At 40.6% G+C, this 12,102-nt stretch carries 11 protein-coding genes and 1 tRNA gene; 10 read left to right on the top strand and 2 right to left on the bottom strand.

What is annotated here, in order from left to right:
• Positions 1–41 precede the first annotated feature (41 nt).
• Positions 42–743 (top strand): DUF421 domain-containing protein, encoded by a 702-nt coding sequence (locus OK344_RS07230; protein WP_265144164.1) that lies wholly within the window; start codon positions 42–44, stop codon positions 741–743.
• A 118-nt stretch (positions 744–861) separates the two neighbouring features.
• Here OK344_RS07230 and OK344_RS07225 read toward each other — a convergent pair.
• Positions 862–935: transfer RNA gene (locus OK344_RS07225), tRNA-Ile, on the bottom strand.
• Positions 936–1,010: 75 nt separating this feature from the next.
• Complete coding sequence (gene mce / locus OK344_RS07220) at positions 1,011–1,409, bottom strand: methylmalonyl-CoA epimerase (protein WP_265144163.1); 399 nt, start codon at positions 1,407–1,409, stop codon at positions 1,011–1,013.
• A gap of 91 nt (positions 1,410–1,500) precedes the next feature.
• Between mce and rbfA the strand changes: the two genes are divergently transcribed.
• The 9 genes from rbfA to ribD all read left to right on the top strand — a co-directional run bounded on the left by rbfA (position 1,501) and on the right by ribD (position 12,100).
• The gene (gene rbfA, locus OK344_RS07215) at positions 1,501–1,863 is read left to right on the top strand and encodes a 30S ribosome-binding factor RbfA (protein WP_265144162.1); all 363 of its coding nucleotides are present in this window, start codon (positions 1,501–1,503) and stop codon (positions 1,861–1,863) included.
• Positions 1,864–1,888: 25 nt separating this feature from the next.
• Positions 1,889–3,097, top strand: a complete 1,209-nt coding sequence (locus tag OK344_RS07210) for an ABC transporter permease (RefSeq protein WP_265144161.1) — start codon at positions 1,889–1,891, stop codon at positions 3,095–3,097.
• A 56-nt stretch (positions 3,098–3,153) separates the two neighbouring features.
• A complete protein-coding gene (locus tag OK344_RS07205; RefSeq protein WP_265144160.1) occupies positions 3,154–4,236 on the top strand; it encodes an endonuclease in 1,083 nt (360 codons plus the stop codon).
• A gap of 183 nt (positions 4,237–4,419) precedes the next feature.
• Complete coding sequence (locus OK344_RS07200) at positions 4,420–6,465, top strand: endonuclease (protein ID WP_265144159.1); 2,046 nt, start codon at positions 4,420–4,422, stop codon at positions 6,463–6,465.
• Between the two features lie 123 nt (positions 6,466–6,588).
• Positions 6,589–7,371, top strand: a complete 783-nt coding sequence (locus tag OK344_RS07195) for a TIGR00266 family protein (protein WP_265144158.1) — start codon at positions 6,589–6,591, stop codon at positions 7,369–7,371.
• Between the two features lie 221 nt (positions 7,372–7,592).
• On the top strand, positions 7,593–8,321 hold the full coding sequence (locus tag OK344_RS07190; RefSeq protein ID WP_265144157.1) for a shikimate dehydrogenase family protein: 729 nt from the start codon (positions 7,593–7,595) through the stop codon (positions 8,319–8,321).
• Positions 8,322–8,406: 85 nt separating this feature from the next.
• Positions 8,407–10,410 (top strand): DUF349 domain-containing protein, encoded by a 2,004-nt coding sequence (locus OK344_RS07185; RefSeq protein WP_265144156.1) that lies wholly within the window; start codon positions 8,407–8,409, stop codon positions 10,408–10,410.
• Positions 10,411–10,412: 2 nt separating this feature from the next.
• Positions 10,413–11,012, top strand: coding sequence for an HI_0983 family protein (locus OK344_RS07180; protein ID WP_265144155.1), 600 nt, complete (start codon positions 10,413–10,415; stop codon positions 11,010–11,012).
• A 65-nt stretch (positions 11,013–11,077) separates the two neighbouring features.
• A complete protein-coding gene (ribD, locus tag OK344_RS07175; protein WP_265144154.1) occupies positions 11,078–12,100 on the top strand; it encodes a bifunctional diaminohydroxyphosphoribosylaminopyrimidine deaminase/5-amino-6-(5-phosphoribosylamino)uracil reductase RibD in 1,023 nt (340 codons plus the stop codon).
• The last annotated feature ends 2 nt before the right edge of the window (positions 12,101–12,102 follow it).

The following is a 12,102-nucleotide window of genomic DNA, read 5'->3' as shown; positions in this document are numbered from 1 at the left end:
GGTAGGCATCATTTTGGCTTCGGCTGAACAAACAGTAAAAAATGAATCACATGATTACCATCGACTGGTCCGCCCTGTTTCTCGGCACTGAAGACTGGTCTTTTCTCACCGAAGTTGCGCTCCGGACTTTCATTATGTTCCTGATTATCATCATCGGATTGCGGTTCATGGGGAAACGTGGGGTAAAGCAGCTGTCGGTCGTTGAACTGGTGGTGATCCTCGGTCTGGGTTCTGCAGCCGGCGATCCCATGTTTTATAAAGAGGTCGGACTCGCTTTCACGATACTCGTTTTTCTCATTATTATTATGCTCTACGCGGCACTCACCTACATCGTGGGAAAATCTAAAAAAGTCGAAAATCTGCTGGAAGGAAAACCGGTATGCCTTATTCAGGACGGTGTTTTTGTCCTGGAAAACTTTAAAAAAGAAAATCTCGGAAGCGACGAATTCTTTGCTGAACTCAGGTTGAAGGGTATTTCTCACCTCGGCCAGGTGGAGACCGCCATTGAAGAGACTTCAGGCGAATTAAGCGTCTTTTATTATTCAGACGCAGAAATCAAACCCGGACTTTCTGTAATGCCCGACTCCTTGAACAACCCCCTGAAAAGAATTGATGCAGCCGGCCATTACTCATGTATTTTCTGCGCCTACACCGAACATAAAACTTCAGCATCATCGCTCGTCTGTCCCAAGTGTAAAAAAAAGGAATGGGTAAAAGCTACCAGTAAGAAAAGAATCAGTTAAAAAAATTGGTCACACTGAACGCCTACTGCTCCTACCATTTTCCTACACAGAGGACATTGTGCACACACTTTCTGTTCAACGAAAAAAAAATTCCGCAAACAGGTTGCGGAATTTCAAGTGGCCCAGCTTGGGCTCGAACCAAGGACTTGCTGATTATGAGTCAGCTACTCTAACCAGCTGAGTTACAAGGCCAGAAAACAAAAGGATCAAAACCCTCTGTTTTGCGAGTGTGCAAATGTAAATATTTTTTTGAAATTCTAAAAGTTTTTAAGGCTTTTCCTGACATAATTCTACCAAAACACCGTTCGTCGACTTCGGATGAAGAAAAACCACCAGTTTATTGTCGGCTCCGTCTTTGGGCTCTTCAGAAATAAAAATGAATCCTTCATCCTTTAATCTTTCGATTTCGGTATAAATATTTTCTACACCAAAAGCGATGTGGTGAATTCCTTCCCCTTTTTTATCGAGAAATTTGGCAATGGGACTTTCTGGATTGGTGGCTTCCAGAAGTTCAATTTTACTTTCGCCAACCTCGTAGAAAGAGGTGGTAACACCTTCGCGCTCCACCGATTCCTGCTTATAAAATCCTTTTCCTAAAAGCCGGGCAAATAGATTATCGGAGGTTTCTAAAGATTTTACGGCAATACCGAGGTGTTCAATTTTCATAATATTCTTGTTTGAGTAGGCAGCTTTGATTCTTCAGATTTCGAGATTCGCTCTTCCATTTTATTTCAAACAAAAATAGTAAATTTGCGGCATGAACGAAAGTAACAGACAAAGAAAAGTAGCCCAGATTATACAGGAGGATTTCGCTGAATACTTCCGCAAACAGGCCAAGGAAAGCAAGCAGACTTTTTTGGTAACCGTTTCGGATGTGAAGGTAACGGCAGATTTAAGCATCGCTAAAATCTATCTGAGCATATTCCCGCAGGAATTCCGCACTCAGATTATGAAGGAAATTAACGAAAACAAAGCGCAGTACAGAAATTTCATGGGGCAGAAAATGGGGAAACAGGTAAGAATTATTCCTGAAATCAATTTTTATCTGGATACCACGCTGGATGATGTGGAACGAATTGAGCGCGAACTGAAAGGTGAAGGCGACAACCCGATACTCTAATTAAAATTCAGCTAAATACTTTTCCTTGCGTAACACTCCCCTTTACATAGCGACACGGTATCTTCTGGCCAAAAAAGGAAGCACAGCGGTAACATTCATTACCTGGCTGGCTGCGTTGGCTATGATGGTTGCGGTAACGGCAATGTTCATCATCATATCCGTATTCTCAGGACTTGAGGATCTTAACAGAGACCTTATTGCAAATCTTCACGCAGATATTACGGTGAAAAGCAATGAGGGGAAAACGCTCCCTTCGATCGACAAAGCCACCAAAATCCTGAGTGAAAATAAGGAAATCGCACACTTTTCGAAAGTAATTGAAGAGCGCGTGTATATCAACTTCCGCGAAAACGGGGATATCGCAAACTTGCGTGGCGTAGATTCGGCCTACATTTTTGTAAACCCCATCGATAAGAACATTTTCTACGGGACTTATCCGAGTTTTAAATACTCGAATGAGGTTCTGCTGGAAAATAAACTCGATAATCGCCTCGCCATTCCTGTAGGTGAAAGTTCGGAGTCTGCCAGCCTGATGATGCCCAAATCCGGCACCGGAATCATAAGCAAAGAAGAAGATATCTTCAACAAAAGAGAGATTTTCGTTTCCGGAGTTTTTCCCGGTAACGACCAGCTCGACAATACCATTATCTCCCCCATTGAACTGACGAGAGAACTGCTGGATCTGCCTGAAAGGTCGGCATATAAAATCGTTATTAAACTCAAAAACACTGAGTTAACGGATGCAGTAAAAGATCAGCTGAAGGAAAAACTGGGCAGAAAATATATTGTAACAACCAAATCTGAGGAAAATGCCGCTTTCTGGAAAATGATTAATACGGAGAAACTCTTTATTTACCTCATCTTCAGTCTGGTGATTTTTATTACAACCTTTAATCTGGCAGGCGCGATTATTATTCTTCAGCTTGATAAAAAAGAGCAGGCAAAATCGCTGATTTCCTTGGGTATGAATTTAAAATCCTTGCGCAATATTTATTTCTACACCGGTCTGTTGATCGTATTCTTCGGTATTGTGAGCGGATTGGTTTTAGGAACTGCCATCAGTTATTTCCAGATCAGCACAGGGTTCTTCAAAGCCGGCGCAGGAACCGAACTGGCTTTTCCGGTTCGCATCCGCTTGATTAACTATCTTATTGTGGGTGCTACAGCAGCGGTTTTCGGCTTCATGGTTTCCTGGATTTTCTCAAAGATCAACAGGTCTTATTTTGCTGCCTGATAAGAGTTTAGCTTTATTATTTTTTCTACCTTTGCCTTCTTAAATTAATTCGATACATGAAAAATTTTATAAGTTTAGTTGTAACGCTTTTCGCCGTAAGCTTCGGACATGCGCAAATTCCTGCCGGATATTACGATGCTGCCACGGGATTAACCGGATATTCTCTAAAAACAAAACTCAAGGAAATTGTAACCGACGGTCATCAGGACAATGGTTACGGAGGCCTTTGGGAAGCTTACAAGGTTGGTGATTTGGACAAATTTTATGAAAAAGACAATACCATTCTGGACATTTATTCCGAAAAACCTGCAGGTCCCGATGCTTACAGCTATACCCCGGGAACCAACCAGTGTGGAAACTATAATGCTGAAGGGCAGTGCTACAACCGAGAACATGTTTTCCCTCAGGGATTCTTTAATGAAGGTGCGCCAATGAAGAATGATTATCTACATGTATTGCCTACAGACGGATCAGTAAACGGCATGAGAAACAATTATCCGTTTGGGACGGTAGGAACCGCTTCATGGACTTCAACCAACGGATCCAAACGTGGAGTAAGCAACTTCCCAGGTTTTGCAGGAATTGTATTTGAACCGATTGATGAATTTAAAGGTGATGTTGCCAGAAGTTTGCTCTATTTTATCACAAGATATGAAGACCAACTGCCGGAATTTAATTATAACGATGTAAACAATCCACAGGACGGCAGCAAAAACCGTGGGTTCGACCAGTGGTATATCAATCTGCTGATGTTGTGGCACCAAAATGACCCTGTTTCGCCAAAAGAAATTGCAAGAAATAACTACGCCTATGTGTATCAGAAAAACAGAAATCCCTATATCGACCATCCGGAATATGTTGCCATGATCTGGACCTCAACACTCGGTACCGATGAAAATACTTCGAAAAAAGATGCATTGAAAATCTCCCAGAACCCCGTTCGCAACGGCGCACTTACCGTAAGCGGAGACAACATGGCGAAGATTTCTTCTGTTCAAATTATTTCAATGTCGGGACAGGTGCTGCAAACCATCAGTGAACCTTTTAAGAATTCAAATAAAATTATTTTAAAAAGCACAGCAAAGGGCGTTTATTTCCTGAAAACTGCAGACCAGACTTTGAAGTTTATTGTAGAATAAATTCAGATAAAAATCACAATGATTACAAACCGGCAGCATCTGCCGGTTTTTTATTTTGTTCATTCATAAAGCAAATTCTTTTAAAAATCCTTATTTAATCGCGTAAAATAGTGTGGATAACAATCTATTCTTCCGATTTGATTTTTTTATAACTTTACCCTCCCAATTTTTATTTTAATTAACATGAAAAAATTCACCACTCTTTTACTTGGCTTCATGTTTTCTCTTGCTCTCGCTCAGGCACCTGCAGGATATTACAATGGCACCGAAGGCTTAACCGGCGCCGCACTGAAAACAAAACTCAGCGCGATTATTACTGCCGGACATAAAGACAACGGGTACGACGGTCTGTACAACGGATATCCAACAACAGATTCCGACCACTATTATGAAAACGACGGAACCGTGCTCGATATGTATTCAGAGAATCCATCCGGAACGGATCCTTATACGTACAGACACGGAATTAAAAAATGCGGCAACTACAGTGTGGAAGGCGACTGCTACAACCGCGAACATGTAGTTCCCCAAAGTTTCTTCAACCAGCAGGCACCTATGCGCGGCGATATCCATTTCGTACGGCCAACCGACGGAAAAGTGAATGGAATGCGAAGCAACTACCCTTTCGGGGCTGTTAACAATCCTTCTTTCACGTCGAAAAATGGGACCAAAGTAGGACCCAGCAGTTCACCGGGTTACGGAGGAACCGTTGCTGAGCCTATTGATGAATTTAAAGGTGATATCGCCCGAATGATTTTTTATTTCGTGACAAGATATGAGAGCAGGTTGTCATCTTTCTCTACCGGAAACATGCTGGGCGGTTCCGCATACCCTGGTTTACAGGCGTGGGAAAGAGATGTACTGCTTGCATGGTCTACTCAGGATCCTGTTTCACCGACAGAAATCGAGCGGAACAACGCTTCTTATATTTTCCAAAAAAACAGAAATCCGTTTATTGACCACCCGGAATGGGTTCAGCTGATTTGGGGAAGCCAGACTTTGGATACTCAGGCACCTTCTGCTCCTACAAATTTAGCAGTAGTTTCCACAACCACCGCTTCAGCTAATCTCAGCTGGACTGCTTCAACAGACAATGTAGGTGTTTCATATTATAAAATCTTTGTAAACGGAAGCTTCCACAGCAACTCGAATGTACCTACAGCTACAGTTTCCGGACTTGCCCAGGGAACAACGTACAACTTCTACGTGATCGCAGTAGATGCAGCAAACAATGCCTCAGCGCAAAGCAATACCGCCACCGGTACAACGTTGACTGATACACAGGCACCAACAGCTCCGCTAAATTTAACCGTGAGTTCAGTCGGATCAAATAATATCGCAGTACAGTGGACAGCCGCTACGGACAATGTAGGAGTAACATCTTATGATATTTATGTAAACGGTGAGCTTATGGGATCTACAAGTTCAACTTCCACGAACATTGCTAACTTAAATCCGTTAACCACTTATTCTATTTATATTATAGCTAAAGATGCGGCAGGAAATGTTTCGCCTCAAAGTAATGCGGTTACTGCTACCACTACAGCACTAAGCGAAAACTGCGGTGACGAAAACTTCGAAACCATCCCGCCAAGTTCTTCCAATTACTCTACTTATAACTGGACGAGCAACGGAATTTCATGGACATCTGAAGACTCCAGAACCGACCAAACCATTAACGGAAGAGCCATCACTATTAGAGACGGTTTTATTACAGCCCTTTCAGTTCCAAACGGAATTGGTAACCTAAAAGTAACAACTCAACTTAAATTTTCCGGCTCAGCAGGAACTTTAAAAATCTTTGTTAACGGGACAGATACTGGTAAAACAGTTCCATACAGTTCTACAGTTACCACCACAACAGTAACAGATATTAACGTAGCCGGCCCTGTAGAAATTACACTTCAGAACTCAAGCACCACAAACAGAGTGGCAATTGATGACATGAGCTGGACCTGTTATGCACCCTCTGCCAGTGTAAACGAAAGCTCTGCAAGTAAAAATGCGATCAGCATCTATCCAAACCCTGTGAAGAACGGTGAATTAAATGTAAGCGGTAAAAACCTTTCTGAAATTAAAACCGCACAAATTTTTGATTTCACCGGAAAATTGGTTCAGACTGCTTCCCAGCCTTTTAAAAACTCAGGAAAGATTGCTTTAAAAAATCTGCCGAAAGGCGTTTACATCCTGAAAGCAGGAAACAGCACTGCCAAATTTATTGTAGAGTAATTTTCGGAACTCCATTCAAAACTAAATACCGGAAGAAAAATCTTCCGGTTTTTTTCAACCGGGACTGTTTCAAGTAACAATTAAGCCCTATGCAATACTAATAACTGAAAAATAATTTTAAAAATGAACAACCACGAAATCGACTACAAAATTCACGGCGAAGAAATGCAGTGTGTAGAAATAGAACTGGATCCCAATGAAAGCGTAATCTCCGAACCCGGAAGTTTTATGATGATGACCGAAGGAATTACCATGGAAACACTCTTTGGTGACGGGACAGAAAGAGGATTGATGGGCAAGCTGTTTTCTGCCGGAAAAAGAATGCTTACCGGCGAAAACCTTTTCATGACGGTTTTTACCAATACATCATCACAGAAAAGACAGGTTAATTTTGCGGCCCCGTATTCTGGTAAAATCATTCCGCTGGATCTTTCCGAACTTGGCGGTAAAGTAATTTGCCAGAAAGACAGCTTCCTGTGTGCCGCAAAAGGCGTTTCTGTAGGAATTGAACTTCAGAAAAAACTCGGGACCGGCCTTTTCGGTGGTGAAGGATTCATCATGCAAAAGCTGGAAGGCGACGGGATGACTTTTGTTCACAGCGGCGGACATGTCATTGAAAAAGAACTGCAGCCCGGAGAAATCTTAAAAATCGATACCGGCTGCATCGTGGCATTCACCAAAGAAGTGCAGTATGACATTCAGTTTGTAGGAGGTATAAAAAACTCGATTTTCGGAGGCGAAGGTCTATTCTTTGCACAGCTTCGCGGTCCGGGAAAAGTCTGGATTCAAACCCTTCCAATCGCAAGACTCGCCAGCAGAATATTGCAGTTTGGCACCACGAAAAAAGGAGAACAGGGCAGCATCCTCGGCGGTTTAGGAAACCTTCTGGACGGCGACGGATTATAAACACTTAGAGGAAATCTCATTTCCATCAGAGGGCAGGAATATTCTTCCTGCCTTTTTGCATCCCGGTTTTACCATCGGAAGAACGTTTAGATTTTATTCTTAGAAATACTTAAATAATTGAAGAAGAGACAACAGTGAATTTAAAAAAAACAGATATAACTCATAAATAAAATTATTCCTAAAATAGCAATTCTTCGGAGCGCATTCATTATTTTTGAAGCATGGAAGAGCAAAAAAAGTTTGGAATCATTGGGCGGAACATTTCCTACTCTTTTTCCAAGAAATATTTCGAAGATAAATTTCAGCGGCTAATGCTGAAGAATCATTTTTACGACGTATATGATCTGCAGGATCTGTCGGAAATCGAAACTTTATTTAAAACCCAAAACCTGGTTGGACTGAATGTTACGATCCCTTTCAAAGAAAAAATAGTTCCCTACCTGGACGAACTCAGTGATGAGGCAGAAAAAACAGGCGCGGTAAACTGCATCCTGATTAAAGATCAGATAAAAAAAGGATTTAATACCGATGTTTTCGGATTCGAAAAAACACTTTTGCTTCACCGTAAAGATTTTCAGGATGCGGCGCTGGTTTTAGGTAATGGCGGCGCAGCAAAAGCGGTACAGTATGTTCTTGAAAAAAATAACATTCCTTATCAAACTGTTTCGCGAAACGGGGACTTAAATTTCGCAAATGTAACGGAAGAAATGGTTTCTAAAAACCGTCTTATTATCCAGTGCACTCCGGTGGGTACCTTTCCGAATGTGGATGACTGCCTGGATTTTGCTTTCGATGGAATCACCGATCAGCACCTTGTTATCGACCTGATTTACAATCCAAATTATACCAGTTTTATTAAAAAATCTTCTGAAAAAGGAGCCAAAACAGTGAACGGTTTCTATATGCTTGAACAACAGGCAGAAAAAAACTGGGAAATTTGGAACTTTTAAAAAAAATAAGTTAAATTAGTGCTCTGTTTAACGTCAAAATTCCGGTAATAAAGTTTTGCCACACAATTATAATAACAAGTTTGCTATGATCACAGAAGATTCAGTCTCTGACAACAATGAAAAAAAACCACTTCATGAAGAGGTTTTCCAGGAAAACGGTTCCGAAAACACAACAGAAGTAAACAATGATGCCCTGGCAGAAACTCCTGTAGAGCAATCGCCTGACCAACCTGCGAGTAAAAATTCAGAAAATTCGACAGAAGAAGGTTTACAGGAAAAACCGGAACACCAGGCCGATGTAGACACACAGAAGTCTGCAGAAACAGCACCTGACGAAAAAGTACTCTCAGAAATCGATCATGAAAAAGCTGATGAAGGCCAACCCCATGAAGATCATCATGAAGAAGTTTTGGAATCTGTTGCACATTTAACGTTACCCGAAATCCTTAAAGAAATGGAAGCTATCATCAATAAAGAAGATGCTGGTGTACATTTCAGAACTTTTAATCATTTGAAAGAACAGGCAAATCACTATATTCACGACGAAACAGAAGATCAGAAAAGCGAGTTCATCGCGGCAGGAAATGCGGCGGAAGATTTCCACTTCCAGCACCCAGATCTTTCCAGACTTGCCGGCCTCATTACTATTTTCCGAGAGAAAAACAATGAGTACAGCAAAAAACAGGAAGAACAACACACAAAAAACCTGGAAGAAAGACAGCAGATTATTGAAAAACTTAAAAATCTGTATTCCAATACCGAAGCCGGAACCAACCTCTTTAAAGCCATCCGCGAAATAAAAGAAGCGTGGAAAAATGCCGGGCAGGTCGCTAAATCCGAGTTCAAACTGCTCAACAACAATTATTTTCATCATCTGAACCAATTCTATCAGATGTTGGATATGAATAAAGAATATATGGAGCAGGAATTTGCCCATAATCTGGAAAAACGCCAGCATATCATCGAGCGTGCAAAACAGCTGGAAACCGAACCTGCGGTACAGAAAGCACTGAATGAACTGCAGTATCTGCACAAACTCTGGAAAGAAGAAGCCGAACCGGTTGCTGAAGAATTCCGAGAAAAAACCTGGGAAGAATTCAAGGAAATTTCCAATAGAATTCATGAAAGAAAATCTGAACTTTCGGCTCAGATTGATGAGGAACAAAACGCCAACCTCGAGAAGAAAAATAAAATCATCGAGGAAATAAAAAAACTTGCTGCCCCGGAAAAAGAACCCAACCACAGCTACTGGCAAAATTCAATTAAAAAAATTGAGGAATTAAGAAGCGAATTCCTGAAGCTTGGAAGTGTTCCGCGAAAAGTTTCCAACCAGAATTGGAACGATTTCAAACTTCATTTAAGAAATTTCAACACGGTAAAAAACGAATTTTATAAAGGACTGAAAAGTTCGCAGCATACCAATCTGGAGGAAAAACTGAAACTGATACAGACCGCCAAAGACAACAGCCTTTCTGAAGACTGGGAAACTGCGGTGCCTCTCTTCAAAAAGCTTCAGGATGACTGGAAGAAAATCGGCCACGTCCCGCGCAGTATGACCAATAAAGTGTGGGATGAATTCCGTGAAGCCTGCAACGCTTTTTTCAATAATTACAGAGAAAAAAACAATGCAGTAAACGACAACTGGAAAGAAAACTACAAGAATAAAAAACAGCTTCTGGAGGAACTGAAAGCGATTTCTGATGAAGAAGGAAGTGTAGAAAAAATTGAACACATAAAAACAAGCTGGAATAATATCGGCAAAGTACCGCGCGAAAAATTATCCATCAACAGCGAATTCAACAAAACACTGAGAGAAAAACTGAAACTCAACAAAATTCACGAATATGATCTGAAAGAAGAAGGTCTTTCTGAAAACCAGCTTACAGACAAAGCCCGGAAAATTAAAAACCAGATTGCAGATCTGGAAGCAGAAATCGTAAAGATGGAAAATAATGTCGGCTTTTTCAGCAATTCCTCACGCACCAATCCTTTATTGAAGGATACTTACGAAAAGATCGATGAGAAAAAATCCCAGCTCGAATCCATGAAACAGAGTCTGCACAAAATTCTTTCAGGCGAAAATCAGTAAAAATGATTAAAAAAATATTCTTAGCGATGCTTTTCACTTCCGCGACATTTATCAATGCGCAGGAAACTGAAACAAGTATTTTATCGTTTCCCAATCCTATTGAATACGACGGGACAGAATTTTATATCATTCAATCGAAACAGCGTTCCAAAACGCTCTTTCAGGAGCAGTATATCCCGAAAGATGAAAACTTCAGGGATTTTAATCAACTTATCGACTTTTCTTTTTTCAACAAAGAAATAGAAACTGAACTTGCGGTGAGACAAAAGGTTGAATCGGTGCAGCAGCGGGAGAAAAAAGATAAATTCGCTAAAGTTAACGTGACCGAAAGTCCGGACGGCAAAGAGTTTATCGTAGATTATTTTATTTCTGAAGCTCCCGAAAACGGCGATTCTTATATTGAATACAATATTTACCGTTTCAAAAATATGGAGAATGGAGGCCAGAAAAGTTTCCTGATCATGTCGTATGCAAAAAGAATGTACGGAGATCTGAAATCTGCCGCAAAAGCACTGGCAAAACAGCGCGACCATTTGATGGCAACAATGATCGAGTATAAAATTCCGGAAATAAAAGTTGCCCAGCCTAATCCCGGAAAATAAATACAACCACTTAAACACCCGCCAACTGTTGGGTGTTTTTAGTTATTAAAACTTGAAACCCAACGATGACCGACGAAATATACATGAAACGCTGCATTGACCTGGCAAAAAACGCTTTGGGATACACTTATCCCAATCCTTTGGTAGGAAGCGTTATTGTTCATAACGGCCTTATAATTGGTGAAGGTTTTCATCAAAAGGCAGGAGAAAACCATGCAGAAATCAACGCAGTTAATTCGGTAAAAAACAAAGCATTATTAAAAGAAGCCACGATTTATGTGTCGCTGGAACCCTGCGCTCATTTCGGAAAAACACCGCCGTGTGCGAATAAAATAACCGAAACCGGATTTAAAAAAGTGGTTATCGGCACCCTGGATTCTCATGAAAAAGTGAATGGAAAAGGAAAAAAGATGATTGAAAATGCCGGAATCGAAGTGATTTCCGGAGTTTTAGAAACCGAATGCAAGGAACTCAATAAAAGATTTTTTACGTTTCACCAGAAAAAAAGACCATTCATCATTCTGAAATGGGCAGAGTCAGGAGACGGATTTCTGGATAAAGATTTTAAACCTACCCAAATCGGAAACAGTTTAACCAAACAGTTTGTTCATCAGTTAAGAAGCGAAGAACACGCAATTTTGGTGGGAACAAATACAGCATTAACCGATAATCCCGGGCTAACGACAAGGGATATTACGGGAAGAAATCCCGTAAGAATTTTGATTGATTTTGATCTAAAAGTTCCTGAAAACTTTAATATTTACAATAACGAAGCGCCAACTTTAGTGTTCAATGGGGTAAAAGATTCAGAAGAAAGTAACATAAAATTAATCAAAATTAAAAAGGAAAACTTTCTTGAAAATTTATTGCAAAAACTTTATGAAAATCAAATACAGTCGGTGATTGTTGAAGGCGGAAGTTTTACGCTTCAACAGTTTATCAATGCAGAGATATGGGACGAAGCCATCATCATCAAAAATGAAAACCTGAAGTTGACCAACGGAACAAAAGCACCTGAATTTCATCACGAAAATTTCGAAACAAAAAATTTCAGAGACAATATCATTGAATTTCATAAAAACTTCTAAAC

The sequence above is a fragment of the Kaistella yananensis genome (genome assembly GCF_026107505.2).
GTDB classification, from domain to species: domain Bacteria; phylum Bacteroidota; class Bacteroidia; order Flavobacteriales; family Weeksellaceae; genus Kaistella; species Kaistella yananensis.
Note: the sequence above shows the minus strand (reverse complement) of the source record. Positions and strands in the feature narration are given on the sequence as shown.